Raw genomic sequence first — 26396 nt, forward strand, 5'->3', positions numbered from 1 at the left:
ATGCTTGTGCGCCACGTTGATGTCAGGCAACAGACCGGGGAGCTGCGGTTTTCTCTCCGTAGCCGCCCGGCAGGGCGTGACGCGCGTTTGCGGCCTAAGCGTTCACTCGCCAGCCCAGTCGTGTCACGCCTCCTGTGCCAGCAGGTCGAGAACGTCTTGCACGGACCAGCAGCCTTCTGCCCCCGGACAGGCCGCTACGTAGGTTGCGATTGCTTCGAGGTCCCATGCGCCAGCAGAGAGCAGCCCCGCGGCGAGGAATCGTACGTAGGCAGCAGAGGGAGCAACCCACTGCACTTCGTTCATCTGCCACGGCGCTGTGAAGGTCAGGACGGGCATACCGTCGACTTGACCAGCGCAGACGAGCGTCTCATAGCGACCGTCACCCAGCACCGCACGTCCTGTCGTGAGGACTTCCTCCAGGTCGAGATCTACATCCGGAGCCCTGTACATCTCTTGAGCAGCGATGTCAGCGAACTGGTCAGCCGTCACCAAGTGAGCTCGGGCCAGCACTCGCCCGTCGGTCTGGGGGTCGTAGAAGGCCCTGCCTCCACCCCAGACCGGTGACTCGGTGGCGAAGTACATGGCGCCGGTCAGTTCCACAGGGATGGAACGGGCCGGCATCGCGGGGTTGCGGCACCCCGGATACTCCCTCGCCGCTCCCGACGGGCGACCACCCTGGATGTAAGCGGCTAGACGGTCAAGGTGCATGTTGGAGCCATAGGACGTGTACCAGACACGCTCGGGATGCCGGGTGACCGGCAATGCCGAGTCTATGCTGTGTAGGGCCTTCGTGATCACTCGATTCTGGGCGCCGGTCTCAGTCCGCCGAAACGTCGTACCTGATGACATGTCGGTCTCCCGGAAGGATCGTGATCATTACCCGCAGGGGGCGGTTATCGTTGTCGTAGCCCGTACGCATGTACACGGCGACGGGGGTAGCAGACGGCAGAGACAGCTTCTCGATCTCCGCCCGTGTCGGCATCCTTACAGTGATTTCGTCACGGTAGCGGGCCTGCACAAGACCGACGCTAGCTAGGACACCGCCAGGTGCTGACACGTCCTCAGGCAGCATGAGCGGGGTACCCCGCACCAGCTCCTCAGGAAAGTACGAGTCCGCAAGGGCGTAGGGGTCCTGGTCGACTATCCGCACTCGCTCCCGGACCACAGTGAGGGCCGTTTCAGGGTCCAGTTCCAATCGCTCAGCGACTTCAGCAGGTGGGCGCCGGATGGAAACCCGCACTTCCTGCCGACCTGCGCGACCACGTCATGGTCGGCATCGACCGCCTGCCCACCGTCGCGATCCTGGACCGGCTCAACGCCCTCGACGACGCACCCTGGGCCGACCTGGGCGGCAAGCCCCTCGACAACCGGCGCCTTTCCCGGATGCTCGCGGAGTACATGACGGCCGACAACGAGCCCATCACCTCCCGCAACATCAAGACCGGCGGGAGCGTCCTCAAGGGCTACTACGCCGCCGATCTCCGAGACGCCTGGGCCCGCTACTGCCCCCCACCCCCGGAAAGTCCGCTACCTCCGCTACCCGGCACCGAAAACGCTGCCTGACCAGCAACAACGCGGTAGCGGCAACCCGCCCCGGCTGCCGCTACCGCCCCGCTACCCATCCGCTACCGCTACCCCTTCCCGCTACCCCGAACAGGCCCCTGACCTGCGCGGTAGCGGCGGTAGCGGAAGTAGCGGCCCTCAGAAGGGGGCCCCGCCGGCCCCTCGCGATCACGGAGGTTCGACGTGCTCACCGCCGTTCCCGCCACAACCCCGGAAGCACTGAAGGTGCCTGAGGTCATGCGAGCCCTGCGCATCAGCCGGTCCAAGGTCTACGACCTCATCCGCTCGCACGAACTGCCCAGTTTCACGATCGGCCGGGCGCGTCGTATCCCGGCCGACGCCGTCAGCGCTTACATGCGCGATCGATTGGAGGAAGCCGCCTAATGGCCAAGCGTCGCGCCAACGGCGAAGGAACGATCACCAAGCGCTCGGATGGCCGCTACCAGGCCGCCGCCTACGTCTTTCGCCCTGACGGAACCCGACACCGGAAGTTCGTCTACGGCCAGACCCGTGACGAAGTGGCCGACAAGCTCACGGAGTTGCAGGAGAAGACCCGCAAAGGCATCCCGGCCGCCGAGTCCACCATGGCATTCGGCGACTACCTCACCTACTGGCTCGCGGCCATCGCGCCGGAACGGCTCAAGCCCTCGACGCTGAACAGCTATGAGGGACTGACGCGGCTGTACATCCGGCCGGCGCTCGGCAAGAAGAAGCTCAACCGCCTGTCTCCGGCTGACGTGCGCCGCTTCCTGCTGGAGTTCAAGTCCTCCTGTCTGTGCTGCCTGCGCGGAGCCGACAAGGAGCGGCCCGAAGAGAAGCGCTCCTGCTGCGCCGTGGGCCGCTGCTGCAAGCGGCGCCCCTCGGCTCGCACCGTCCAGTACATCCACGCCGTCATGCGGTCAGCACTCCAACAGGCGATGCGAGAGGAACTGATCGCGCGCAACGTCGCTCGGATCGTGGAGACACCCACCGTCGACCCCAAGGAGGTGCGTCCGCTGGACGCCGGGGAAGTCCGCCTGCTGCTCAAGACCGCTCGCCCCCACCGCCTGTACGCGCTGTGGCTGCTGCTCGTATCCGCTGGCCTGCGCCGAGGCGAGGCACTCGGCCTCACTTGGTCGGACGTCGACCTCGCGAACGGGCAACTCCGTGTGCGCCGAAACGTCCAGCGCATCCGGCGGGAACTGCTCTTCGGGACGCCGAAGACCAAGCGGTCCATCCGTACGGTGTCCCTGCCGAAGGGATGCGTTCAGGCACTCATCCGCCACCGCGAGCAACAAGAGCGCGAGCGGAAGATCGCGGGGCCGAAGTGGCAGCCGGCGCCGGGGCAGCCGGACGGGCTGATCTTCACCACGGTGTCCGGCCGGGTGACCGACCCCCGCAGCCTGAACCGCATGCTCACGATCCTCTGCCGGGACGCGAACGTTCGCCGGGTGCGGGTGCACGACCTCCGGCACACCTGCGCCTCGCTCCTGCTCGCTCAGGGAGTCGACGCCCGCACGATCATGGAGACGCTTGGGCACAGCACGATCACCATGCCGCTCGACACCTACGCGCATGTGATGGGGACGACGCTCCGGGCCGCCGCCGATCAGATGGACAACGCATTGGGCTACGACGACTCCGCCGAGGATTTGACGAGCGAGGCAGAGCCGGACGACGAGGAATGAGCCCCGCTTCCAACCGCGTTGATGTCACCCGCTGATGTCAAAGGCCCCCTGGGATGATCCCAGGGGGCCTTTGACCTGTGTGCACTCGGCAGGATTCGAACCTGCAACCTTCTGATCCGTAGTCAGATGCTCTATCCGTTAAGCTACGAGTGCTTGTTTTTTTGTTTTCCGCCCCCGCTCCCGGCCCTTTCGGCCCGCTCGCGGCGACAGGAAGAACATTACATGACTGCCGCCGACATGTGAAATCCGTTAGGCACACCCGGCCTGACCTGCGGAAACGTCAATGTGGCGGTGTGACGGGCGCAAGCGGGGGGCGGGGTGGATCCGGCCGGGCCGGTGGGTTCGCGGCAGTAGACAGATGCTCGGGTTCCGCTCGAAGATGATCACTGCCTGGCCGCCTCCGAGCCCCCGCACTCCTGCCGAAGGACCCGTATGCCCGCCGTACGCCCCAGTCGCCGGTCCGTACATCTGTGCCGTGCGCTCGGGATCGGTGTCGCGGCGCTGATGCTGGCCGGCTGCGGTGGCGGGGAGGACGCCCCTGACGCCCCTGGCGCCCCTGGCGCCTCGGCTCCCGCCGCCCCCATCACCCCCACCCCCGTCGCTTCGCCGCCCGGCCTCGGTGCGATCCCCGTCCTGTCCGACACCGCCCGTCTCACCTTCCCCCTCGACGCCTACGACCACCGGCCCTCCGACCAGGCCCTGCTGGAGCGGGCGCAGGACGAACTCGCCGTGCGGTGCATGGCGCGGTACGGCTTCGACTACGTACCGCCGGAGCGGACCGCCCACACGACCCGGCCCCTCAACGCCCGGGTCTTCGGGGTGGTCGACAAGGAAGAGGCCGCCCGGTACGGGTACGGCGATCCCGGGGCCGCCGGTGACCGGCGGGCGCCGGTCGGGGCGGAGCTGTCCGAGGAGGGGCGGCTGACGCTGTACGGGGAACGGGTGCCTCCGGCTGCGATGCCAATGAGCCAGGAGGAGGCCGAGCGGGAGGGCGGCAGCAGCCGGAAGGTCGGCGGGAAGGCCGTGCCCGTCGGCGGCTGCAACCGCGAGTCCTATCTCAGGCTGTACGCGCCCACCGCCGACTCGGTCGACATCATGTTCGTCTTCAACCTCAAGGCCCAGTCGAAGGCGCAGAGCGAGGCCGACACGCGCGTGCGGCGCAACGACGCGGCGTGGGCCGCCTGTATGCGGACGGCCGGGTACGACAAGGCCGCCGACCCGATGAAGGCCGTGCAGCAGCTCGGGCTGCAGGACGCCCCCTCGGGGCCCGCCGCGATCGCCGCCGCGCAGGCGGACGTGGCCTGCAAGAAGAAGGTCAACCTCGTCGGCGTCCGGTACACGGTCCAGTCCGCGTACCAGAAGCGGCTCGTCGCCCAGCACGCCGAGACCCTCGAACTCGCCAGGAAGCAGCAGGCGGACCGCTTGAAGCGAGCGGCCGGCCTGACCCGCTGACCGGCGTGGCCAGAAACAGTGGCCAGAAGCACCACCCAGCACCGCACCACCACTGCACAGAGCGCTGTCAGGTATGACGCGTTCATGAAGAAGGGGTACTCATGTTCAGCACCACCGGCTCCCGCATAGGCCTCACCGTCGGCTCCGTCGCCGCCGCCGTCGGCATGACCCTGCTGACCGCCGGCCCCGCCTCGGCCCTCACCGAGAAGAACGGCCTGCTCACCCAGTACGAGATGGGCTTCTACTACAACTCCGACCAGGGCGGCTGCGTCTTCGACATCTTCTACCCGGACTCGAACTTCAGCGGCGACGTCTTCAAGGGCTCCTGCGCCGGCTCGGGCCAGAGCGTCAACAACAACGCGGCGTCGTACCACAACATGGACGTCAGCCAGTGGTCCGTCTACACCGGCTCCGACTACTCGGGCACCGTCGGCTACATCCCGGCCGGCTACGCGGGCAACGCCTCCTCCACCTTCAAGAACGCGATCAGCTCCGCCCGCCCCACCGGCTGATCACTTCTCTCTCCCGCCTCGAACCCGCCGGGCATGCCGCTCGGCGGGTTCGTTCGCCCTACATGGCGGAGGAATGCAAAAAGCTCAGGGAGTCCGGCCGATATCGGATATCGACCGAACTCCCTGAGCAGAGAGCGGAGGCGGAGGGATTTGAACCCTCGATGGGCTTTAAGACCCAAACCGCATTAGCAGTGCGGCGCCATAGACCGGACTAGGCGACGCCTCCAGCACAACCCACCCGCGCGAGCGCGAAGGGTGCGTGCAGATGATGACACAGTCGAGCGGCGTGCCACCAATCGGCTCCCACGGTACTAGGCAGGCGGCCCGCAGGGCAAAGGGCTTCCCGGCTCATGCGCGCCCGGGCCCGCCGGGAGCAACGTCCGGGTGCGCGGGGCGCAACGTCCGGGCCCCGGACGCGTTGGGCAGGGCATGTCTCACCTCTCCCCTCGCACCCTGTTCTCCTCTCGCACCCTGAGCAGGCTCGCCCTCGTCTCGCTCGCCGTCCTCGGCTCGGCGCCCGTCGCCTCCGCCGCGCCCTCCCCGGCCGCGCCGCCGCCGTGGAGGACGACCGGCTGACCGTCACCGTGCGGGACGCGCGCGGCGCGGCCGACGGGACGTACGAGGTGACCTGCCGGCCCAGCGGCGGCAGCCACCGCGATCCGGCCGGGGCCTGCCGGGCTCTGGAGCAGAACACCCGCTGGGGCACGGACCCCTTCGCGCCCGTGCCCGACGGCAGTGTCTGCACGATGCAGTACGGCGGGCCCGCCACCGCCCATGTGACGGGAGTGTGGGCCGGGCGGCCCGTCGACGCGCGGTTCGACCGCAGCAACGGCTGCGAGATCGAGCGCTGGGACCGGTTCGTGCCGCTGCTGCCCGCGGCGGGCGGCTGACCGGGGTGACCAGGGCACACGCGCGCGTACACGTCTGGGGTGACCAGGGCACACGCGCGCGTAGACGTCTGTGGAGGCCCCGTGCGGGTCTCGCGCCCGGCCGGTGCGGGTCTCGCGCCGAGCTGTCCCCGGGTCGTGCGACGTCTGCCGTATCGGGCGTCGCGAGCGCAACGTCAGCCCTTAGACTCCCTCGCGTGACACCCTGCGGGCCGGTTGGCAAGATGGCCCGAGCGGTCGGCAAGATGGCCCGAGCGGTCGGCAAGGTGCGGTAACAGGAGGGAAGCGTCTCGTGAGCAGCAGGCCACCCCGAGGCGCTGCTCGCCTCGCAGCCATACTCGACGCCCTGCCCGACGCGTTGGTCCTGGTCAACGCCAACGGCACCGTCGTCAACGCCAACGCCATCGCGCTGGAGGCGTTCGAGGCACCGGGTACGGCACTCGTCGGGCGCGGGCTGCTCGATCTGTTGCCGGAGTTCGACTCCAAGCTGATCCCCGGCTCCATGCGCCGCCCGGACCACGTCGACCCGCGCGCCCGCACCCGGCCCACCCGGATGATCGCGCGCCGCACCGACGGCTCCGAGTTCCCGGTCGAGGTCACCAGCGCGAATCTGGAGAACGGCCAGCAGGCGTACGACAATTACGGCTACGCCGCCGACGAGCTGCTGATGCTCGTCGTGCGCGACCTCACCGGCACCATCGACACCGAGGCCGAGCTGGCCCGCTCGCAGCGGCAGACCGAGATGATCCTGCGGGCCGCCTCGGAGGGCGTGGTCGGCACGGACACCGACGGCCGGATCGTCCTGGTCAACCCGGCCGCCGCGCAGATACTGGGCTACCGGGCCAGCGACCTGGGCGGCAAGGAGCTGCACACGCTCGTGCTGCACTCGCGCGCCGACGGCTCCCCGTTCCCGTACGACGAGTCGCCGCTCGCCGACACCCTGCGCTCCGGGCGCAAGCACCGGGTGCGCGGGCAGGTGCTGTGGTCCAAGAGCGGGGAGAAGGTCTCCGCCGACATCACCACCGCTCCGGTGCGCGACGGCGACCAGCTCGTCGGCGCCGTCCTGACCTTCGCCGACCGCCGGCCCTACGACACCCTCGCCGAGGAGAAGGCCGCCCTCGAGGCCGCGCACGCCGAGGAGCTGGAGCGGCTCGCCGAGGAGCACGCCGCCGAGCTCACCGCGCTGCGCGAGCAGCACGCCGCCGACCTGGAGGAGCTGCGCGAGGCGCATGCGGAGGAGCTGGCGGCCGGCGAGGACCGGTACGCCGCCCTCGCCGAGCGCGAGAAGGACCGCTACGAGGCGCTGGCCGCCCGGCACGAGCAGTTGCTGACGCTGCTCGGCGGCTCCCTGCGCGGGCCGTTGGACGAGCTGCGCCGGGAGCTGGCCGCGCTCGCCGCCGACGACGCCGGACAGCTGTGGCCCGAGGCCAACCAGGTCCTGCACCACCTCTCGGCGGGCTACTCCCGCATCACCACCCTCATCGACAACGTCCTCGGCTACCAGCGCCTCGACGCGGGCAGCGGCCAGATCGCCCGTACGAAGGTGATGCTCGACTCCGTCGTCGCCGCGGGTGTCGACGGGGCCGTGGAGCTGATCGGGCCCGGCCGCGTGCAGTTCGCCGTGCACGCGCCGCCCATCGAGGCCGAGGTGGAGCCGGCCCTGCTGGCCACCGCGCTGGCCCACCTGGTCGCCGATGTCGCGGGGGTCGACGCCACCGGCAACGCGCCCGTGTCCGCGGGCGGCTACATGGACAACACGGTCGTCGTCGCGGCCGCCCAGCGCGGCGAGGTCGTCCGCATCGAGGTGCGCGGGCCGTACGCCGGGGGAGACCCGGTGCACGAGCCGATCGTCCGCGGGATCGTGCGGGCGCACGGCGGCGTCCTGCAGACGCACGAGGTGCCGGGGATGAGCGGCAACGCGTACGTCCTCGAAGTGCCGATCGGCAGCGGCGCGGGCTCCGTTGTCGCCGAGGCCGCGCAGGCCCCCGCGCCCGAGGCGCCCACCGAGGCCGGGCAGACCTCGGGCGGCCGACGGCGGGCCCGGCGGAGCTCCACCGACGCCTTCCTGGACGCCGAGCTCCCCGGTGAGGTCCCCGGCGAAGTTCCTGGCGCGGCCGACGGCGGCACCGACACCGAGACGGGCGTGCCGACCGGACGGCGCCGCAGGCGCGCGGCCGCCGCGGCGGACGTACCGCAGCCGCAGGCACCCGCCGCACTGGAGGCCGCCGAGCCCTCGGGCAGCGGTACCGGGCGGCGTCGCGGGCGTCCGGCGGAGCCTGCGGGCGGTGAGACGGCCGACGCGAGCGCGGGGGCCGGTCTGCCGGTGCCGCACGGGGCTGCCGTGGCGGTGAACGGCGTCGCCGAGGGCTCCGTCGTCACCGCCGACGAGCATGCCGCGGGCACCGCGGCCGTCGGGACCGGGCTGGGCGGGACCGTGCCGCCGCAGGGCGTGCCCGCACCGACCGGACGGCGGGCCCGCCACGCCCCCGACCAGCACGCGCTGCCGGCCGCGCTGCCCATGGCATCCGCCGAGCCGGCCGAGGTGCGGGCCCTGGAACTCGCCTCCGGAGCGCAGCCCACCGGGCGCCGCCGGCGCGCCCTCGCGGCCGCGCAGGAGCGGGCGAACGCGCAGGAGGCGGCGCCTCGTACGGTGTTCGCGCTGCCCCCCGCGGACGCGGACCGGCCGGCCGACGCCACTCCCGACGCCCCCGGCGGGCACGGCGGGCACGGCGGTCAGCCACTGCCCGCACCTGCTCCGGCACCGGCACCGGCACCCGCACCGGTTGCCGCCCCCGCCCCCGTCCCCGCGCAGGGGCTCCCGTCCGCCGTCCCCTCCGACGACGACGGACGGCACGACGCGGTCCCGCACGACCAGTCCGCCGACCACACCCCGCCGCAGCCACACCCCACGACCGCGCCCACCGGACGCCGTCGCCGCGCCGTGGCGCCGCCGTCCGCCGAGGGCGTCCCGGCCGCGCAGCCGGACAACGCGACGGGCCAGGTCAGCGTCCCGGCCCAGGCCACACACGGCGAGAACGTCCCGGCGGCTCCGGCTCCGGGCACGCCGACGCCACCCCAGGGCACGCAGGCCCCGCACGGCACCCACGGCCAGGGCGTCCCGGTCACGGGCACCCACGGCCACGGCACCCCCATGGCCCCGCCCCAGCCCCTCCCCGCCCAGGGCACCCACGGCCACGGCGTCCAGCTCGCCCCGGCGCAGACCGTCCCGGCCCAGCAGGCCCCGCCCGCAGCCCAGCCGAGGACGGCAGCAGAAGCCGGATCCCAGCCCGCGCCCGCCCCGGCCCAGCCCCTTCCGGCCGCGGCTCCGCTCCCCGCGGAGGCGCCCGCGACCCCGGCAGCGGGCACCCCCACCCCGGCGGCACCGCTGCCCCCGGCCCAGCAGACGCCCGGCACGCCGGCCGCGGGCACCCCGAGGCCCACGGCCTGGCCCCCCGGCGCCCCCGCGGCGCAGCCGCTGCCCGCCGAAGCCTCCGTCCCGGTGGACCCGAACTCGACGCAGGGCCGTGCCATAAGCGTGCGCACGCTGGGGCAGGGTGTGCCGTTCACCCGGCAGGCCGAGCAGGTGCAGCAGCCCCAGCCGCTGCCGACGGCCACTCCGGCCCCGCACCAGCCGGGCGGCTCCGGGCGACGCCGCAAGCTCGGCACGCCCCCGGACCCCACCGCCGTACGACAGGGCGACGTGCGGCCGGGCGACGTACGGGCGGAGCAGTCGGCGCGGCCGCATCCGCAGGCCGGGCAGGCGCCTGCCGGGCAGACGCCGGCCGGGCAGACGCCGGCCGGGCAGCCGTTGCCGGGCGCGAACGCGTCGGAGGGCGCGGGGCGGTCGTACGCCATAGGCGCTCCGGACGAGAACGCCGCCGAGGGGCCCGAGCCGCTGGACGGGCCGGGCGGTGCGGTGGAGGTCGCGGACACGCCGCGGCCGCAGCCGATGGACGACGAGCTGCCGCCGGAGCCGCTGGACAATCCGCGGCGGCTGCTGGTGTGGCCCGCGCCGGACGTCAGCACGCAGCAGGCGCTGAGCGACCGCGGGTACCGGCCGGTCGTCGTGCACTCGCGCGAGGAGGTGGACGCGCAGATCGCGGCGTTCCCGGCCGCGCTGTTCGTCGACCCGCTGACCGGGCCGATCACCCGGACGGCGCTGCAGTCGCTGCGGCAGGCGGCCGTCACCGCCGAGGTGCCGGTCATGGTGACGGCCGGTCTGGGGCAGGCCACGCGCGAGGCGGCGTACGGCGCCGATCCGGCGGTCCTGCTGAAGGCGCTGGCGCCGCGCGACAGCGAGCAGCACCCGCCGCGGGTCCTCCTCATCGAGGAGCACGCGGAGATCGCGCTGGCGCTGACGGCGACGCTGGAGCGGCGCGGGATGCAGGTGGCGCGGGCCGCGAGCGACGCCGACGCGGTGGCGCTGGCGGGGCAGTTCCGGCCGAACCTCGTGGTGATGGACCTGATGCAGGTGCACCGCCACCAGGCCGGCATCGTGGACTGGCTGCGCGCGAACGGGCAGCTCAACCGCACCCCGCTGGTGGTGTACACGGCCGCGGTCGACCCGGCGGACCTGCCGCGTCTGGCGTCGGGCGAGACGGTACTGTTCCTCGCCGAGCGCTCCACGAGCGCCGAGGTGCAGGCCAGGATCGTCGACCTGCTGGCCCGCATCGGGACCAACTAGGGCCTGTCTCCCGGATCAGGTCGGCTGCGTCGCGACCAGTCTGCGTGCCGCTTCCTTGATGGAGGCGCGCAGGCGGTCGGCGTCGGTGTCCTCGCCGCCGACCAGGATGCGCTTCATCTGCGGGACGACGGCGGCCCAGTTGGCCATCGCGACCAGCAGGAACAGCAGGTCGCGGGCGGGGATGGCGTCGCTGATGATCCCGCGCTCCTGGCCGTCGCGGAGGGTGGCGACCTTGTGGGCGTAGTGGTCCTGGCGTTCGGCCTCGTCGGGCAGTTCGCGGGTGCCGTACTCCAGGCCCTCCCAGAAGAGCAGGCGCAGCAGCTCGGGGTGGGCGGCGTGGTAGTCGAGGAGCCGGTCGATCCAGGCGTCCATGGCGTCGGGGAGGACGGGGACCGCGGCCGCGAGGTCGAGCATCTTCTTCTCGAGGACGTGGGTGAACAGCTCGGCCTTGTTGCCGAAGTAGGCATAGATGAGCTGCTTGTTGGCCTTGGCCTCGGCGGCGATGCGGTCGATGCGGGCGCCCGCGATGCCGTGGCGGGCGAACTCGGCGACGGCCGCGTCGAAGATGCGGGCCCTGGTGGCCTCGGGGTCCCTGACTGCTCCCATGGGGACAGGGTAACGGCGGCAGTCACATAACCAACTAGTTGGTTGACAAGGAATTCGCGAGCGGAGCATGCTGTTGCACCTCACGTTCCAACCAACTGGTTAGTTATTGGAGCCGGCTCGAAGGGAGCCGCTCGGAAGAGCCGCTCGTCGAAGCCGCTCGGAAGAGCCGCTCGCCGGAGCCGCGCTCGAAGGAGGAGTTCCTTCCCGATGCCGTCAGTGACGTCAGCGACCCCCACCAGGACTGCGCACACGGCCCCGCCCCGGACCGCGCCCGCGCTCTTCCTCACCCTTCTCGCGGTGGCCAGCGCGGTCACCGCGGCCAACATCTATCTCGCCGCCCCGCTGCTCTCCCTGATCGCCCGCGACTTCGGCTCGGCGCCCTCCGGGGTGGCCTGGATCGCCTCCGTCGCGCAGGCCGGTTACGCCCTCGGCCTGCTGTTCTTCGCGCCGCTGGGCGACACCGTCAACAGGCGCCGGCTGGTCATCGGCCTGACCGTGCTGACCACGGCCGCGCTGACCGCCAGTGCCGTCGCGCCGGGCGCCACCGCGCTGGCGGCCGCCGTGTTCGTCACCTCGGCCGCGACGGTCGTGCCCCAGCTGCTGGTGCCGCTGGTCGCCGAACGCGCCCCCGCCGAGCGCCGGGGCCGTCATGTCGCGGCCGTGATAGCGGGGCTGTTCACCGGCATCGTCGGCGCACGGGTGCTGGGCGCGCTGGTCGGCGAGGCATTCGGCTGGCGCTGGGTCTTCGCGGGCGCGGGTGCGCTCACGCTGGTGCTGGGCCTGGCCACGGCGGTCGTCCTGCCCTCGCAGCACCGCCCGCGCACGGGTTCGCTGCTCTCCGGCATCGCCGCGCTGCCCGGTCTGGTCCGCCGCTCGCCCGAGCTGTGGCGGGCCAACGTCCGGCAGGCCGGCATGTTCGGCGCCTGGAGCGCGCTGTGGACCTCGCTGACGCTGCTGCTGACCGGGGAGCCGTACCACCTGTCGACCGCGGCCGCCGGGCTGTTCGGCCTCTTCGGGCTGGCCTCCGCCGTGGTGGCGCTGCCCGCGGGCGGCCTGGTCGACCGCTTCGGCGCGGCCAAGGTGGTGCGCGGGGCGTACCTGCTGGCGGCGCTCTCCGTCCCCCTCTTCTGGCTGGGCGGTCACGTCATGCCGGCCCTGTTCGCCGCCGCGCTCCTCATCCACGCGGCCCTCGTCGCCGCGCACGTCGCCAACCAGACCCTCGCCCTGACCTCCACCAGCACGCCGGCCGCCGCCAACACCGCCTACGTCGTCTCCGGCTTCGCGGGCGGCGCCGTCGCCTCCGCACTCGCGGGCCCCGCCTTCGACCGGTTCGGCTGGAGCGGGGTGGCGGGGCTGGCCGGGGTGTGGCTGGTGCTGGGGTGGGGGCTGACGGCCGTACGGGCCAGGCGGGGGTGAGGCTGGGGTGACGCGACAGGCCGTCGCAACAGGAGTCACACGAACAACTCGTACAACCCCTGTGGTCTCTCGTATGTCTGAGCGAGCGGCTGGCACCGATGTGCCTGCCGCTCTGTTCATCAGGAGGGACTTCCTTGGCTTCCGTTCGCACCACCCGTCGTCGTCTCGGCGCCTGCGTCGCCACCGTTCTCGCCGTGACGGTCGGGACCGGTGTCCTGGCCACGCCCGGGGCCGTGGCCGCGCCCGCCGCCGTGACGGCGACGGCGACCGCCACCGCCGCCGACGTGGCGCAGCTGCCCCTCGACGCCGAGATCGTCAGCACCGGCGACAGCGGCTATCTCACGTCCCGCAAGGACGAGGCCGGCAACCCGCTCCTGGAGTGGCACACGTACGCCGACGGCTCGGTGCTGCCGGTCGGCCACGGCGTCGTGGGATACGACAGCCAGTCGGACATCGTCGTGACCGGCGACGGCGGCAGCACGGTCTTCCTGCAGAACATGACGCCGGGCGCCGGAGGGACCACGGTGTCGTTCGACCTCGCGGCCGAGTTCGCGCCCGGGTCGAAGCTCGTCGGTGCGGCCGGTGAGAACCTGTTCGTGAGCGTGCCGACCACCGGGGACTACCACGAACTGTGGCAGCTCACCCATGTCGACGGGCTCGCCAAGAAGACGAAGCGCTCGGCCAGCCCCTACAGCATGGACTTCAAGGTCGTCGCCTCCACGAGCGACGTTCTGCTCGTCCTGAGCAGCAACCGGGTGTTCCCGAGCTCGGCGACGTACCGGACCGAATTCTGGAGGACGCGCACGACCGTCGACAGCGGCCAGACGCTGGAGTCGGGCAGCAGGTGGAGCACCGCCCGGTGGACCCAGGAGTCGACGGGCGCCTACAGCGCCGACTACGAGGCGGCGGTCGAGTACCGGTCCGGGGTCACCGAACTCGTCGTGGACGGGACGTACGCCCACCAGCGGTTCGCCATGGACAGCTCCATGAGTGGGGCCGTCATCGCCGGCATCAGCCGGGACACGCTGCTCTACGGCGTCCCGGGCAAGGCCGACGCCGAGACACTGAGCCCGCTGTACGCCCGGAGCATCAAGACCTCCACCGCCGCGCCGTACAAACTCCTGGAGCACTTCTCCAGCGTGGCCCACGCGCCGGACGGCAGCCTGCTCGTGCGCGGCGCCACGGCCGAGGCCGACGGACTGTTCCGGATCTGGGACGGGGACGACGGCCGTCCGAGCGCCACCCTCGTGGCGCAGACCGGCCGGGTCCTGGCCGTGCAGGTGACCGACGCGCAGGTCCCGGCCTCGGTGAGCCTGGAGAAGCCGGGCACCACGGTCCCGATGGAGTGGACGCTGTCCCGCCCGAACGCCACCGTGGACGTCACCCTCACCCACGTGGCCACCGGCAAAAAGCTCACGCAGCACCTGGCCCAGCCGCTCTCCGGCAGCCGCTTCGGCTTCACCTGGGACGGCGTCCTGGACGGCATCAGCGCCCCGAACGGCGACTACACCTGGCAGATCTCCGCCACCCCTGCCGACGGCATCGGCGGCCCGGCGACCGCCTCGGGGACGTTGCAGGTCACACGGCAGGCCAACCCGCACGACCTCAACGACAACGGCTCGACGGACGTCCTCGCGCGGGACGCCTCCGGCGTGCTGTGGCGGGACGACCTCCTCGACTGGCCCTCGGGCGGCCAGGTCACCCCGGCCAAGCGCACGAAGGTCGCCACCGGCTGGCAGATCTACAACCAGATAGAGGCGGTCGGCAACATCGGCGGCACGTCCGCGGGCGATGTCGTCGCCCGTGACGCCTCCGGTGTCCTGTGGCTCTACCAGGGCAAGGGCAACGGCACCTTCGCCTCCCGCGTGAAGGCCGGCACCGGCTGGCAGATCTACAACAAGATCACCGGCGGCAGCGACCTCACCGGAGACGGCCGTTCGGACGTCCTGGCCACGGACACCTCCGGCGCACTGTGGCTCTACAAGGGCACCGGCAGCGCGACCGCCCCCTTCACCGCACGCGTCAAGGTGGCCACCGGCTGGCAGATCTACAACCAGATCACCGCCCTCGGCGACATCGCGGGCACCTCGGCCGGCGACCTCGTCGCCCGCGACACCTCCGGCGTCCTGTGGCTCTACCAGGGCAACGGCCGCGGCGGCTTCACCGGCCGCATCAAGGTCAGCACCGGCTGGAAGGGCTTCTCCCACCTCGTCGGCACCGCCGACGTCACCGCCGACGGCCGCCCCGACCTGATCGGCTACGGCCCCAACGGCACGTACGTCTACCGCTCTACGGGCTCGGCGACGACCCCGTTCACCCGTCAGACGACGGGGCTGTACGCGGGCGAGGGCGGCAAGTTCAACCACATCGCCTGATCCCGGGTGGCCCCCGGTTTGCGCCGGGGGCCCACCGAAGCCGGTGAGCAGCGCCGCGGCGGGGCGTCAGAGACAGCTCAGCGCCTTGCCGACCTCGTCAATGGTCGGCCGGTCCTCGGGAGCGTGGCTGAGCATGGCGTCGATCACCTCGCCCATCTCGCCACGCACCTCCACGGCCCGCCGTCGCCCGCTCGCCACGGCCGCCCTCTGGACGGGGCGTGGAGCATCGTCCGGGTACTCGACAGCCCGCCGACCGGTGGCGGAGATGAGCAGCGAGGCGCCCAGCGCGTAGATGTCGGCTGCCTGTGTGGGTTGGGCCTCGCCTGTTGCGAGCACGCTGCGTGCGATCTCAGGCGCTCCGGCGAGTACCCGCCCGGCACCCGGCTGCCCGGCGAGCTGACCATGACCCACGACTACAAGGTCGGCCCGGGCACCGTCCGCCGTGCGCTGGGCATCCTCCGGGACCAGGGCCTGGTCGTGACGGTGCGGGCACGCGGATCGTTCGTGGCCGACCCGCTGCCGCCCGCTCCGGACGCCCCGGCATGACCCTTGATCGCACGCGTCCCCTCTGGCGCCAGATCGCCGCGGAGATCATCCGGCGGATTCAGGACGGCACATACCCGCCGGGTGCCCGCGTGCCCTCGACGCTGGAGATCGCCCAGGAGTTCGGCGTGGTGAACGCGACGGCGGCCAAGGCCATGAAGTTCGTGCGGGAACAGGGGTGGACGCGGGGCGAGGTCGGGTTGGGCACCTACGTGGTGGACCATCTGCCGTCCTCCCCCGAAACCCCCTCATGACGAACAGCCCCCGGCACGCACCGGGGGCTGTTTCGTCGTACGGGTACGTCAGCCGAGCTGCGTCACATCCAGCTCGCCCTCCGCGTACTGCCTGCGCAGCACCTTCTTGTCGAACTTGCCGACGGACGTCTTGGGCACGGACTCGATGAGGGTCCAGCGCTCGGGGAGTTGCCACTTGGCGATGCCGCGCTGGTCGGCGAGGAAGGTGCGCAGGGTGTGGAAGTCGGCGGTGGCGCCTTCCTTCAGGACGACCGTGGCCAGGGGGCGCTCGCCCCACTTGTCGTCGGGGACGGCGACGACCGCGGCCTCGGCGACCTCGGGGTGGGCCATCAGGGCGTTCTCCAGTTCCACCGAGCTGATCCACTCGCCGCCGGACTTGATGACGTCCTTGGCGCGGTCGGTGAGGGTGAGGAAGCCGTCCGGGGAGATCGTGCCTACGTCGCCCGTCTTCAGCCAGCCGTCCTCGCTGAACTTGTCGGCGGGGCGCAGGGGTTCGGCGTCGGGGCCGTTGTAGTAGGCGCCGGCGATCCACGGGCCGCGGACCTCCAGCTCGCCCGCGGACTCGCCGTCCCAGGGCAGGCGCTCGCCGCCGGGGCCGCTCAGCCGGGCCTCGACGCTCGCCGGGAAGCGGCCCTGGGTGAGGCGGTAGGCGAACTCGCGGTCGGTGCCGACGGCCTCGGCGGGGGGCCGCGCGATGGTGCCGAGCGGAGAGGTCTCCGTCATGCCCCAGGCGTGACAGACCCGCATGCCGAGCTTGTCGAAGGCCTCCATCAGGGCGGGCGGACAGGCCGAGCCGCCGATGGTGACCTGGACGAGCGTCGAGACGTCACGCGGCCGCGCGGTCAGCTCCGCCAGGAGGCCCTGCCAGATGGTGGGGACGGCGGCGGCGTGCGTCGGGCGCTCCTGCTCGATCATCTCCGCCAGCGGGGCCGGCTGCAGGAAGCGGTCCGGCATCAGCATGTTGACGCCGGTCATGAAGGTGGCGTGCGGCAGGCCCCAGGCGTTGACATGGAACTGGGGGACCACCACGAGAGACGTGTCCTCGTCCGTGAGGCCCATCGACTGGGTCATGTTGACCTGCATCGAGTGCAGGTAGATCGAGCGGTGGGAGTACACCACGCCCTTGGGGTCGCCGGTCGTGCCGGAGGTGTAGCACATGGCGGCGGCCTGGCGTTCGTCCAGCTCGGGCCAGTCGTAGGCGGTCGGCTTGCCCGCGATCAGGTCCTCGTACTCGTGCACCTGCGCGGTCGTCTGCGCGAGCAGCGAACGGTCGCCGGGGCCGGAGACGACGACGTGCTCGACCGTCTTCAGGTGCGGCAGCAGCGGGGCCAGCAGCGGCAGCAGGGAGCCGTTGGCGATGATCACCCGGTCGGCGGCGTGGTTGACGATCCAGGCCAGCTGGTCGGCGGGCAGCCGCAGGTTCAGGGTGTGCAGGACCGCGCCCATGGAGGGGATCGCGTAGTACGCCTCGACGTGCTCGGCGTTGTTCCACATCAGGGTCGCGACCCGTTCGTCGCCCTGTACGCCGAGGTCCTCGCGCAGGGCGTGCGCCAGCTGGGCCGCGCGGGTGCCGATCTCGGCGTAGGAGCGGCGGTGCGGTTCCGCCTCACCCGTCCAGGTGGTCACCTGCGAGGTCCCGTGGATCGTCGACCCGTGGGTCAGGATCCTCGAGATCAGCAGCGGTACGTCCTGCATGGTGCTCAGCACGGCGTCCTCCCGGGGGCGACATTGCCTACGCGGCGGTAAGGGATGCGCTGATTCTGCGCACATACCGCGCGGTATGTCACTAGGGAGAATGATCGATCAGATCCGGGCCGCCCCGGAGGTCGCCTCAGGGGTCGCCCCGGAGCCGGGTCCGCTAGCGGACGAATCCCAGCTCCGCGTCCTCGCGCAGCTTGCCCAGCGCCCGGGAGACAGCCGACTTCACCGTGCCGACGGACACGCCCAGCACCTGCGCGGTCTGCGCCTCGCTGAGGTCCTCGTAGTAGCGCAGCACGACCATCGCCCGCTGACGCGCCGGCAGCTTCATGATCGCCCGCCACATCGCGTCGTGCAGCGCCTGCCGCTCCGCGGTGTCGCCCTCACCGGGCAGCGGCTCCGGCTCGGGCAGCTCGTCGCAGGTGAACTCGTCCACCTTGCGCTTGCGCCACTGCGAGGTGCGGGTGTTCAGCAGTGCGCGGCGCACATAGCCGTCGAGCGCGCGGTGGTCCTCTATGCGCTCCCAGGCGACGTACGTCTTCGTGAGCGCGGTCTGCAGCAGATCCTCGGCGTCGCTCGGGTTCGACGTCAGCGACCGCGCGGTACGCAGCAGCACCGGGCGGCGGGCTCTGACGTACGAGGAGAACGACGGGTACGTCGCGTACGGCAGCGCCCGACCCGCCGGTCGGGCCGTCTCCGGGGCGCTGGTGCAGACGAGTGTGGTCATGCACTCCACGCTAGGAGCGCGGCCGCCCACGCGGATCGGCCGCAGGTCCCGAAGCGCGGTCCCCCTCAGGTTGTAGGGGTGGGGCTGGCTCCACCTCCTGTAGGTGGACGGGGGGTGGAGGACGGTGCGGGATGGTCTCAGGGTGGACCCTGAGGACAGAACGGGCATGACGTCCGGAAACAGCCTGGGGCTCAGCCGTCCCCCACCAGCACCAGCCCCGAAGTCGGCACCCCCGTCCCCGCCGTCACCAGCACCCGCCCCGCCCCCGCCACCTGGTTCACCGAGGTCCCGCGCAGTTGCCGTACCGCCTCCGCGACCCCGTTCATGCCGTGCAGATACGCCTCGCCGAGCTGGCCGCCGTGGGGGTTCAGGGGCAGGCGCTCGTCGGAGACGAAGCCGGCGGCCTCGCCGGGCCCGCAGAACCCGTAGGCCTCCAGTTGCATGAGGACGAACGGGGTGAAGTGGTCGTAGAGGATGCCCACGTCGATGTCGCCCGGCCCGAGGCCCGCCCCGCGCCACAGTTGCCGCGCGACGACCCGGGCTTCGTCCAGCACGGCAGGGTCCCCGCGGTGGAAGCCGGTCATCTGCTCCTGGCCCCGGCCCGCGCCCTGGGCGGCGGCCGCGACGACGGCCGGCGGGTGGGGCAGGTCGCGGGCGCGGTCGAGGGAGGTGACGACCAGGGCCTGGCCGCCGTCGGTCTCCTGGCAGCAGTCGAGCAGCCTGAGCGGCTCGGCGATCCAGCGCGAGGCGGCATGGTCGGCGAGGGTGATCGGGCGGCCGTGGAAGTGTGCGGCCGGGTTGGTCGCGGCGTACCGGCGGGCGGCGACGGCCACATGCCCGAACACCTCCGCCGTCAGCCCGTGCACATGCAGATAGCGCTGTGCGGCCATCGCCACCCAGGACGCCGGGGTGAGCAGCCCCGACGGCATCACCCAGCCCAGCGCGACGCCCTCCGCGGTCGGCTCCCGGTGCCGTACGCCGGAGCCGAAGCGGCGGCCGGAACGCTCGTTGAAGGCGCGGTAGCAGACGACGACCTCGGCCGCGCCGGAGGCGACCGCGAGCGCCGCCTGCTGCACGGTCGCGCAGGCCGCGCCGCCGCCGTACGGGACGCGGGAGAAGAAGGACAGCTCGCCGATGCCGCAGGCCTGGGCGACGGTGATCTCAGGGCTGGTGTCCATGGCGAAGGTGACCATGCCGTCCACGTCGGCCACCGCCAGCCCCGCGTCCGCGAGCGCGGCCCGCACCGCCTCCGCCGCCAGCCGCAGCTCGCTGCGCCCGGAGTCCTTGGAGAACTCGGTCGCGCCGATCCCTACGATCGCGACGCCTCTGTTCACCAGGTCACCTCCGCGGTGGCCGTGACATGCCGCCCGGCCGCGTTGTCCCCGCTCACCCGGACCACGGCCCGCCGGCCCTCGCTCTCCTCCACGACGCCGGTCAGCCGCAGGGTGTCGCCCGGATGGGCGGGCGCGCCGAGGCGCAGGGCGAGGCTGCGCAGCACCGCCGTAGGGCCGAAGCGGTCGGTGACGTACCGGCCGACCAGGCCGTTCGTGGTGAGGATGTTCAGGAAGATGTCGGGGGCGCCGCCGCGCCGGGCGGCCTCGGGGTCGTGGTGGACGTCCTGGTAGTCGCGCGAGGCGATCGCCCCGGCGACGACCAGCGTCCGCGTCACCTCGATCTCCAGCGGCGGCAGCGGGTCCCCGGCCCTCACTGTCTCCGGCGCCGGCAACCGGTCCCCGGCCCTCACGGTCTCCGGCGGCGGCAACCGGTCTCCGCCCCTCACGCCGCCGCCTCCCGCACCCGGAACACCGGCACGGTCAACTCCTCGTCGCAGCGCAGGAACTCCAGCCGCACCGGCATCCCGATCCGCACCTTGTCGTACGGCATCCCGACCAGGTCCGCGACGATCCGCACGCCCTCGGCCAGCTCGATCAGGCCGACGGCGTAGGGAGGGTCGAAGGCCGGGAAGGGCGGATGGTGCAGGACGACGTAGCTGAAGACCGTGCCCTCCCCGCTCGCTCGTACGGTGTCCCAGTCGGGCGAGCCGCAGTCCGGACAGCCGGGCAGCCAGGGAAAACGCAGGGCGCGGCACGCGGTGCACCGCTGGACCAGCAGTTCGTGCCGGCCGACGCCCTCCCAGTAGGCGGCGTTGTCGCGGTTGATCACGGGTCGCGGGCGGCGCTCCTTTCGTGTGCCACGCGGCGCGTACTTGAGGATGCGGAAGCGGTGAACGCCGGCGAGGCGGCCGTCCGCGCGGATGTCGGTCCGCGTGGTGACGAACCAACCGCTGCCCAGCCGGGTCGACTTGGGCCCGGTGACCGACTCGACGACGGTGTCGAAGGTGACCGTGTCGTCGGGTCGCAGCGGGAGCAGGTACTCCTGCTCGCAGTCGGTGGCGACGACGGAGGTGCAGCCGGCCGCGTCGAGCAGCGCGAGCAGCTCCTGGTAGGCGTCGGTGCGGGCCTCGTGGCCGCTGAGCCCGCCCATCGTCCACACCTGGAGCATGGCGGGCGGCGCGACGGCGTCGGGGCCGGTGTAGGCGGGGTGGGTGTCGCCGAGGGCCTCGCACCAGTGCCGGATCATGGGCGCGTTGACGGGGTCCTTGCCGGTCGCCCCGGCGACGGCGGGCCGCCCCTCGTAGGCCTTCAGCCGTACGGCCAGGTCGTCGGTCACGGCTTACCTCCTCCCGGACAAGGGCCGTTCGCACGACAGTTTCTGACTGTCCGTCAGGTGCGCGGAAGTGTCAAGAACACGACTGCGCGGCGGCGCCGAAGCACCGCCGCGCAGTCGCTGTCACACCCCACGGAGAGCACGCCACGCAGGGGGCAGGGCCCCCTCAGTTCACCACCACAGCGGGGTGAAGCCGACGGACACGTTGTCGTTGCCCTGGTTGATCCCGGTGAAGGCCGAGCCGTCGACCTGGGCGGTGTTGCTCTGGTTCGAGGCGCCGGAGCCGATCGCCTGCTGCTGGGTGGTGGACGAGTTGCCGTTGTTGTCCCCGCCGACGCCACTGCCGACGATGCCCTGGAACGCGTTGGTGACGGCTGCGCTGGATCCGTTGTCCGCGAAGGCGCCGTTGTCCGCCACCGCGACACCGGAGAAGAGGGCGGCCGCGAGCGGCAGAGCGGAGACGGCGGCGATGACGCGGGCGGTACGGATGCTTGCCATGTATTTCCTCCAGAACCAGGTGCGCACCGGCCCGTTGGGCCGCTCGTGCGCGAAGTACGGCTTGTACCAAGGCAGTTGGCCGACCGCCCCGGTGCTGTGTTCGACGTCGCGAGTCCAGAGTTGCCCACCGAATCCCCGGCGAACCACCACGGAAGCCCCGATTCGCCCTCAAGCGTGATGACAAGTCGATAAACCCCTTTCAGCATCTTTCCCGTGCGGGAATCCGCAGGTCAGGGCTGTTCGGGTGACTCACGCCCAAGCGCCGCAAGGGGTGAAGCGTTCCGGCACTTTCCGGCCGTTCCAGCCACTCCGGGCGCGCCGCACCGGTCCCCTCTTCCCTTCTTCGAACATCCGTACGAAAATGAAGTCATGGCCACCATCGACCGGCAGGCCTGCACACTGGCCCTGGCACACGCGCTGTCGGCCGCGGAACGCGGTCTGGCCGTCATCCCCCTGTCCCGCACCAAGCTCCCGGCCCTGCGCTCCCCGCACCACGGCTCGGAACGGCCCTGCCGGGGCGAGTGCGGCCGCTTCGGGCACGGCGTGTACGACGCCTCCACCGACCCGGCCCGCATCCGCGCCCTGTTCGCCGCCGCGCCCTGGGCCACCGGCTACGGCATCGCCTGCGGACTGCCCCCGCACCACCTGATCGGCGTCGACCTGGACGTGAAGTCCGGCCAGGACGCCCCGGCCGCCCTGCGCGAGCTGGCCCTGCGTCACCTGTTCACGATCCCACCGACGGTCGTCGTGCAGACCCCCTCCGGCGGCCGTCACATCTGGCTCACCGGCCCGCCGGACGTGGTCGTCCCCAACTCCGCCGGCCGCCTCGCCCCCGGCATCGACATCCGGGGCGCGGGCGGCTACCTGGTCGGCCCCGGCTCCCGCACGGACCAGGGCGTGTACGCGGCCGCGCCCGGCACGGACCGGCTGCCGCCCGCGCCCTGCCCGCCCGCCCTGCTGCGACTGCTGCTGCCGCCGCCGCGCGCCTCCGCGGGGAGCCCCGGGGGCGGCCACGGTCACGGCCTGATCCAGTTCGTCCTGGCCGCCCATGAGGGCCAGCGCAACACCCGCCTGTTCTGGGCGGCCTGCCGCGCCTACGAGAACGGCATCGGCCCTGCCCTCGCCGATGCCCTGGTGGACGCGGCCCGCACGACCGGGCTCACGGAGCGGGAGGCCCGGGCGACGGTCGCGTCGGCGCGGCGGATGACGGGGGTCTGACGGGGGTCAGCCCCCGGACCAAACCGGTGTCAGACCAGCGTCGGACCCCGGATCGGACCAGGGTCGGACCAGGGCCAGACCGAGGTCACGGAGTGAAGACCTCGTCGAGCCGGTGGATCGCCCCGTCGTCCCCCAGCTCGTACTTGAACACCAGGCCCGAGTCCGGGTGCGCGTCCAGCCAGTCCAGCAGCTCCTGTACGCCGATCCGCTGGTTCTCCGTGCTCTCGACGATCGGGTTGGTCGCGGTGACGTACGCGCCCTGGTCCAGCGCCCAGCGGGACTCCTCGCCCGACACCACGAAGGGCGCCCCGTCGGTGTCCGGCTCCGGGCAGCCCCACGCCCCGTGCTGGATGATCAGGTTCACCTTGTCGGTGATGCCGTCGAGCTCCTCGTAGCCGTACAGGGCGAACTCGTCGGGGTCGTAGTCCTCGGGGTACGGCGCCTTGGTGACACAGTCGGCGGGCTTGCCGGCGGGCGTGGCGGTACCGGCGGGCGTACCGGCCGGGGCGTCAGGGGCGTCGCTGCCGTCGTCGGGCGAGGAGGAAGGGACAGCGGAGGACGAGCCGTCCCCCTTACCAGCGCCGCCGGACGGCGTGGCGCTCGCGCCGGGCCCGACGGCCCGGGCCTCGTCCCCCTTGCACCCGGTCAGCACGGCACCCAGCGCGACAGCCACGAGCATCACGGCAGCAGATCTACGACGGCTTCGGGTGTTCATCGTCTCGTCCCCCCTGTCCCCGCACGGCCCCGACGGCCGTGTCCGGTCGGTCGGGGGACCGTAGCCAATGGCCCTGACCTGCCGCGATACAGAAAACCCTTACGTCACGGATCCGGGACGAACCCGTCACCCGAAAGGGACGCACGGCGCACCGGCCGAGCCTCAGGGGCCGGCGCCGTAGGAGCCGAGCAGCGCCGCTCCGGCGCCCAGGACGGCGAGTTGGAGGAAGCCCGGTACCCACCACCGCAGCAGCAGAAGCCCCCCACCGGTGACGACCGCGCCACCGGCCAGGATCCACATCCCCCGCACGGCTTCCTCGGGCGCGTCGGGCGCATTGCCGCTGTCGAAGGCGTCGCCCCAACTCGCCATCCCGTAGCGGAGGATCACCAGATACGCGATGACCATCAGATCGAGCACGAGCAGCGCGACACAGACCCCGACCTGCTCACCGACGGACGGCCGGGCCCGTTCGTCCGTCAGCGGATGTTGCCCCGTTGACCGCATACGGGCCAGCATCCCGGTTCGTCAGGGACGGCACATGAGCACAACTACTCAGATCCCGGCCCGGGTTCAGTCGCCGGAGTACCCCCAGAAATAGATCTCCCGAGGCTCACCGCGCTGATCGTGCAGGACGGCACAACGCCCGTACCAGCGCCAGTGGTCGAACTCCTCGAACCGCGGCACATCGGCCCGCGTGAGCTTGCGCGCCCCCAGCACATGCAGGGCCTCCTCCTCGGTCACCGGCTTGACCGTCCCGATCTCCGGCTCGTCGTCCGGCCCGATCAGCCGGAAGATGTCGAGGATCGAGTGCGTGCCGTCGTGCTGGACCAGCTCATGCGCCCAGAGCTCCTCCTCGCTCTCCGGCCACGGCTCCCGCTCCTCCTCCGGCAGCCACGCGTCCCCCGGTCCCCAGTGGTAGTCCCGCTGCTCGAAAACCCTGCGCCGCAACCCCTCGAACGCCGCCCCCAGATCCTCCTGATACGGCACCGAGTAGTCCCACCCGGACGCACCCATACGCCCCTCCCCAACCAGTCCAAGAGAACGGCCGGACAGTAACAGCGGGCACTGACATCGGCGGGGCCCCAAAACACGCAACGGCCCCCGGACAACGCGACGGCCCCCGGCCGGTGCATCCGGTCGGGGGCCGTTCTCACTGTGCTCTGCGCGGAGGCGGTGGGATTTGAACCCACGGTGACATCGCTGCCACGACGGTTTTCAAGACCGTTCCCTTAGGCCGCTCGGGCACGCCTCCCCGCGGCGCCCACGGTGGGCGGGCGGCGCGGGGACAAGAGTAACGGGTTGGTGAGGCGGCGCGTGGGTCAGTTGTCGCCGGTGCGGGAGGCGAGGGTGAGGTCGGTGGTCCTGATCTTGCCGTCGCGTTCGTAGGTGAGGGTGACCTTGTCGCCGGGCTGGTGGGTCCAGATCTCGCCGATGAGGGTGGGGCCGGAGTCGATGACGGTGTCGTCGAGCTTGGTGATCACGTCGCCGGGCTTGAGGCCGGCCTCGGCGGCGGGGCCGCCCGGCTCGACGGCGTCGGAGCCGCTCGCGCCGGTGTCGGTGATCTTGGCGCCGCCGGTGGTGTCCTCCAGGGAGACGGAGGCGCCGATCTTGGCGTACACCGGCTTGCCGGTCTTGATCAGCTGCTGGGCGACGTACTTGGCCTGGTTGATCGGGATCGCGAAGCCCAGGCCGATGGAGCCGGACTGGCCGGAGCCGAAGCCGCCGTTGCTGGTGGACTGGATCGCGGAGTTGATGCCGATGACGTTGCCCTTGGCGTCCAGCAGCGGGCCGCCGGAGTTGCCCGGGTTGATGGAGGCGTCGGTCTGCAGGGCGCTCATGTAGGAGGCCAGGCTGCCGGAGCCGTCGCTGGAGGCGACCGGGCGGTTCTTGGCGCTGATGATGCCGGTGGTGACGGTGTTGGACAGCCCGAACGGGGCGCCGATGGCGATCGTGGAGTCGCCGACGGCCACGTCGTCGGAGTTGCCGAGGGTCAGCGGCTTCAGGCCCGAGGGGGCGTTCTTGAGCTTGATGACCGCCACGTCGTAGCCCTGGGCGTGGCCGACCACCTCGGCGTCGTACTTCTTGCCGTCGGGGAACGTCGCCGACAGCTTGCCGCCGTCCACGGCCTCCGCCACCACGTGGTTGTTGGTGACGATGTGGCCCTCGGTGTCGAAGACGAAGCCCGTGCCGGTGCCGCCCTCGCCGTTGCTGGACTCGGCCTGGATGGTGACCGTGCTGGGCAGCGCGCGGGCGGCGACGCCCGCGACCGTGCCCGGGTCGCGCTTGAGGTCGCCGCCGCTGTCGACGGCCGAGACGGTGGTGGAGCTGGTGTCGTCGTCCTTCGCGAGTGTGTAGCCGAGGCCGCCGCCGAGTCCGCCCGCGACCAGCGCGGCCACCAGCACCGCCGCGAGCAGCCCGCCGCGGCCGCGCCGCTGCTGCTTCGGGACGGGCGGCTGGGCCGCCTGGTACGAGGCTCCCCAGGCGGGCGCGGGGTCCGTGCCGCCGTATCCGCCGCCGTATCCGCCGTCGTGACCACCGCCGCCGTAGCCGCCGTCTTGACCACCGCCACCGCCGTCGTAGGCAGGCGCCGGCGGGGGCGGCCAGGCGGCCTGCTGTGCGGGAGCGCCATGAGCGGGGGCCGGGGGCTGCGGGGCGGCCTGGGCGTACGCCGCCTCCTGGACCTGGTCCCTCTCCGGTGCCGAAGGCGTCGAAGGCGTCGAAGGCGTCGGAGGTGTCGAAGGCGTCGGAGGTGTCAAAGGCGTCGAAGGCGCCGGCGCGGTGCTCTCGGGCGTCTGCGGGGAGGCCGCGGGAGTGTCCACCGGCACGGGAGGTGCGGACGGGGCCGGGGGAACCTCGGTGCCCTCGTTCTCGGTGCTCACAGCTTCTCTCCTCGATCCACGGCTGTCGTCGCTGC

25 protein-coding genes, 3 tRNA genes and 2 pseudogenes are annotated in these 26396 nt (G+C 72.0%); 13 read left to right on the forward strand and 17 right to left on the reverse strand.

Annotated features, from left to right (window positions below):
- Nucleotides 1-123: 123 nt before the first annotated feature.
- Together ACIQ6Y_RS12970 and ACIQ6Y_RS12975 are read right to left on the reverse strand one after the other, a co-directional pair.
- Entirely contained in the window at nt 124-849 is a 726-nt protein-coding gene (locus tag ACIQ6Y_RS12970; protein WP_404036698.1) for a histone deacetylase, read from the reverse strand.
- Nucleotides 818-1195, reverse strand: coding sequence for a UTRA domain-containing protein (locus tag ACIQ6Y_RS12975; protein ID WP_404036701.1), 378 nt, complete (start codon nt 1193-1195; stop codon nt 818-820). Before ACIQ6Y_RS12975 ends, ACIQ6Y_RS12970 begins: the two co-directional genes overlap by 32 nt.
- Before the next feature lie 44 nt (nt 1196-1239).
- Between ACIQ6Y_RS12975 and ACIQ6Y_RS12980 the strand changes: the two are divergent.
- From ACIQ6Y_RS12980 to ACIQ6Y_RS12990, 3 genes and pseudogenes are all read left to right on the forward strand, one after another.
- Nucleotides 1240-1563, forward strand: a pseudogene (locus ACIQ6Y_RS12980) (DUF3631 domain-containing protein); the annotation flags it as partial.
- A 183-nt stretch (nt 1564-1746) separates the two neighbouring features.
- Nucleotides 1747-1947, forward strand: coding sequence for a helix-turn-helix domain-containing protein (locus ACIQ6Y_RS12985; protein WP_404036704.1), 201 nt, complete (start codon nt 1747-1749; stop codon nt 1945-1947).
- A complete protein-coding gene (locus ACIQ6Y_RS12990) occupies nt 1947-3230 on the forward strand; it encodes a tyrosine-type recombinase/integrase (protein ID WP_404036707.1) in 1284 nt (427 codons plus the stop codon). Before ACIQ6Y_RS12985 ends, ACIQ6Y_RS12990 begins: the two co-directional genes overlap by 1 nt.
- An 80-nt stretch (nt 3231-3310) precedes the next feature.
- Here ACIQ6Y_RS12990 and ACIQ6Y_RS12995 read toward each other — a convergent pair.
- A tRNA-Arg gene (locus tag ACIQ6Y_RS12995) sits at nt 3311-3383 on the reverse strand.
- Nucleotides 3384-3662: 279 nt separating this feature from the next.
- Here ACIQ6Y_RS12995 and ACIQ6Y_RS13000 point away from each other — a divergent pair.
- A complete protein-coding gene (locus tag ACIQ6Y_RS13000) occupies nt 3663-4682 on the forward strand; it encodes a hypothetical protein (protein WP_404036710.1) in 1020 nt (339 codons plus the stop codon).
- A 101-nt stretch (nt 4683-4783) separates the two neighbouring features.
- Nucleotides 4784-5194, forward strand: a complete 411-nt coding sequence (locus tag ACIQ6Y_RS13005; RefSeq protein ID WP_404036713.1) for a peptidase inhibitor family I36 protein — start codon at nt 4784-4786, stop codon at nt 5192-5194.
- A gap of 135 nt (nt 5195-5329) precedes the next feature.
- Here ACIQ6Y_RS13005 and ACIQ6Y_RS13010 read toward each other — a convergent pair.
- Nucleotides 5330-5420: transfer RNA gene (locus tag ACIQ6Y_RS13010), tRNA-Ser, on the reverse strand.
- A 203-nt stretch (nt 5421-5623) separates the two neighbouring features.
- On the opposite strand from ACIQ6Y_RS13010, the gene ACIQ6Y_RS13015 reads away from it, so the two are divergent.
- From ACIQ6Y_RS13015 to ACIQ6Y_RS13025, 3 genes are all read left to right on the forward strand, one after another.
- A complete protein-coding gene (locus ACIQ6Y_RS13015) occupies nt 5624-5770 on the forward strand; it encodes a hypothetical protein (protein ID WP_404036716.1) in 147 nt (48 codons plus the stop codon).
- On the forward strand, nt 5752-6084 hold the full coding sequence (locus tag ACIQ6Y_RS13020) for an SSI family serine proteinase inhibitor (protein ID WP_404036719.1): 333 nt from the start codon (nt 5752-5754) through the stop codon (nt 6082-6084). The genes ACIQ6Y_RS13015 and ACIQ6Y_RS13020 overlap by 19 nt, the downstream gene beginning before the upstream one ends.
- Before the next feature lie 289 nt (nt 6085-6373).
- The gene (locus tag ACIQ6Y_RS13025) at nt 6374-10765 is read left to right on the forward strand and encodes a PAS domain-containing protein (protein WP_404036721.1); all 4392 of its coding nucleotides are present in this window, start codon (nt 6374-6376) and stop codon (nt 10763-10765) included.
- Nucleotides 10766-10780: 15 nt separating this feature from the next.
- On the opposite strand, the gene ACIQ6Y_RS13030 is transcribed toward ACIQ6Y_RS13025, so the two are convergent.
- Entirely contained in the window at nt 10781-11371 is a 591-nt protein-coding gene (locus tag ACIQ6Y_RS13030) for a TetR family transcriptional regulator (RefSeq protein WP_404036724.1), read from the reverse strand.
- 207 nt (nt 11372-11578) lie between these two features.
- Between ACIQ6Y_RS13030 and ACIQ6Y_RS13035 the strand changes: the two genes are divergently transcribed.
- Nucleotides 11579-12787 carry an MFS transporter gene (locus ACIQ6Y_RS13035; RefSeq protein WP_404036727.1) on the forward strand — a complete coding sequence of 403 codons (1209 nt, stop codon included), beginning with the start codon at nt 11579-11581 and terminating at the stop codon, nt 12785-12787.
- Nucleotides 12788-12921: 134 nt separating this feature from the next.
- Nucleotides 12922-15162: an FG-GAP-like repeat-containing protein gene (locus ACIQ6Y_RS13040; RefSeq protein ID WP_404036729.1), complete on the forward strand. Its 2241-nt coding sequence runs from the start codon at nt 12922-12924 to the stop codon at nt 15160-15162.
- A 66-nt stretch (nt 15163-15228) separates the two neighbouring features.
- Here the strand turns inward: ACIQ6Y_RS13040 and ACIQ6Y_RS13045 are convergent.
- Nucleotides 15229-15519, reverse strand: a pseudogene (locus tag ACIQ6Y_RS13045) (protein kinase family protein); the annotation flags it as partial.
- A gap of 45 nt (nt 15520-15564) precedes the next feature.
- On the opposite strand from ACIQ6Y_RS13045, the gene ACIQ6Y_RS13050 reads away from it, so the two are divergent.
- Together ACIQ6Y_RS13050 and ACIQ6Y_RS13055 are read left to right on the forward strand one after the other, a co-directional pair.
- Nucleotides 15565-15708 carry a hypothetical protein gene (locus ACIQ6Y_RS13050; protein ID WP_404036732.1) on the forward strand — a complete coding sequence of 48 codons (144 nt, stop codon included), beginning with the start codon at nt 15565-15567 and terminating at the stop codon, nt 15706-15708.
- Nucleotides 15705-15959, forward strand: a complete 255-nt coding sequence (locus ACIQ6Y_RS13055) for a GntR family transcriptional regulator (RefSeq protein WP_404036735.1) — start codon at nt 15705-15707, stop codon at nt 15957-15959. Before ACIQ6Y_RS13050 ends, ACIQ6Y_RS13055 begins: the two co-directional genes overlap by 4 nt.
- Before the next feature lie 48 nt (nt 15960-16007).
- On the opposite strand, the gene ACIQ6Y_RS13060 is transcribed toward ACIQ6Y_RS13055, so the two are convergent.
- The 6 genes from ACIQ6Y_RS13060 to ACIQ6Y_RS13085 form a co-directional block, all read right to left on the reverse strand.
- A complete protein-coding gene (locus ACIQ6Y_RS13060; protein ID WP_404038286.1) occupies nt 16008-17654 on the reverse strand; it encodes a long-chain fatty acid--CoA ligase in 1647 nt (548 codons plus the stop codon).
- A 163-nt stretch (nt 17655-17817) separates the two neighbouring features.
- Nucleotides 17818-18384: a SigE family RNA polymerase sigma factor gene (locus ACIQ6Y_RS13065; protein WP_404036738.1), complete on the reverse strand. Its 567-nt coding sequence runs from the start codon at nt 18382-18384 to the stop codon at nt 17818-17820.
- Nucleotides 18385-18575: 191 nt separating this feature from the next.
- Nucleotides 18576-19718, reverse strand: coding sequence for a lipid-transfer protein (locus ACIQ6Y_RS13070; protein ID WP_404036741.1), 1143 nt, complete (start codon nt 19716-19718; stop codon nt 18576-18578).
- Nucleotides 19715-20092 (reverse strand): MaoC/PaaZ C-terminal domain-containing protein, encoded by a 378-nt coding sequence (locus tag ACIQ6Y_RS13075; RefSeq protein WP_404038288.1) that lies wholly within the window; start codon nt 20090-20092, stop codon nt 19715-19717. Before ACIQ6Y_RS13075 ends, ACIQ6Y_RS13070 begins: the two co-directional genes overlap by 4 nt.
- 68 nt (nt 20093-20160) lie before the next feature.
- On the reverse strand, nt 20161-21054 hold the full coding sequence (locus ACIQ6Y_RS13080; RefSeq protein ID WP_404036743.1) for a bifunctional MaoC family dehydratase N-terminal/OB-fold nucleic acid binding domain-containing protein: 894 nt from the start codon (nt 21052-21054) through the stop codon (nt 20161-20163).
- 168 nt (nt 21055-21222) lie between these two features.
- On the reverse strand, nt 21223-21549 hold the full coding sequence (locus tag ACIQ6Y_RS13085; protein WP_404036746.1) for a hypothetical protein: 327 nt from the start codon (nt 21547-21549) through the stop codon (nt 21223-21225).
- A gap of 369 nt (nt 21550-21918) precedes the next feature.
- On the opposite strand from ACIQ6Y_RS13085, the gene ACIQ6Y_RS13090 reads away from it, so the two are divergent.
- Entirely contained in the window at nt 21919-22767 is an 849-nt protein-coding gene (locus tag ACIQ6Y_RS13090) for a bifunctional DNA primase/polymerase (protein WP_404036748.1), read from the forward strand.
- 85 nt (nt 22768-22852) lie between these two features.
- Here ACIQ6Y_RS13090 and ACIQ6Y_RS13095 read toward each other — a convergent pair whose 3' ends face one another.
- The 5 genes from ACIQ6Y_RS13095 to ACIQ6Y_RS13115 all read right to left on the reverse strand — a co-directional run bounded on the left by ACIQ6Y_RS13095 (nt 22853) and on the right by ACIQ6Y_RS13115 (nt 26361).
- Nucleotides 22853-23446, reverse strand: coding sequence for a hypothetical protein (locus tag ACIQ6Y_RS13095; RefSeq protein ID WP_404036750.1), 594 nt, complete (start codon nt 23444-23446; stop codon nt 22853-22855).
- 198 nt (nt 23447-23644) lie between these two features.
- The gene (locus ACIQ6Y_RS13100; RefSeq protein WP_404036753.1) at nt 23645-23986 is read right to left on the reverse strand and encodes a hypothetical protein; all 342 of its coding nucleotides are present in this window, start codon (nt 23984-23986) and stop codon (nt 23645-23647) included.
- 66 nt (nt 23987-24052) lie between these two features.
- Nucleotides 24053-24496 carry a hypothetical protein gene (locus ACIQ6Y_RS13105; protein WP_404036756.1) on the reverse strand — a complete coding sequence of 148 codons (444 nt, stop codon included), beginning with the start codon at nt 24494-24496 and terminating at the stop codon, nt 24053-24055.
- 151 nt (nt 24497-24647) lie between these two features.
- Nucleotides 24648-24734: transfer RNA gene (locus ACIQ6Y_RS13110), tRNA-Ser, on the reverse strand.
- A 67-nt stretch (nt 24735-24801) separates the two neighbouring features.
- On the reverse strand, nt 24802-26361 hold the full coding sequence (locus tag ACIQ6Y_RS13115) for a S1C family serine protease (RefSeq protein ID WP_404036759.1): 1560 nt from the start codon (nt 26359-26361) through the stop codon (nt 24802-24804).
- Between the last annotated feature and the right edge of the window lie 35 nt (nt 26362-26396).

It is taken from the genome of Streptomyces sp. NPDC096205 (genome assembly GCF_044763135.1).
Taxonomy (GTDB): Bacteria; Actinomycetota; Actinomycetes; order Streptomycetales; family Streptomycetaceae; genus Streptomyces.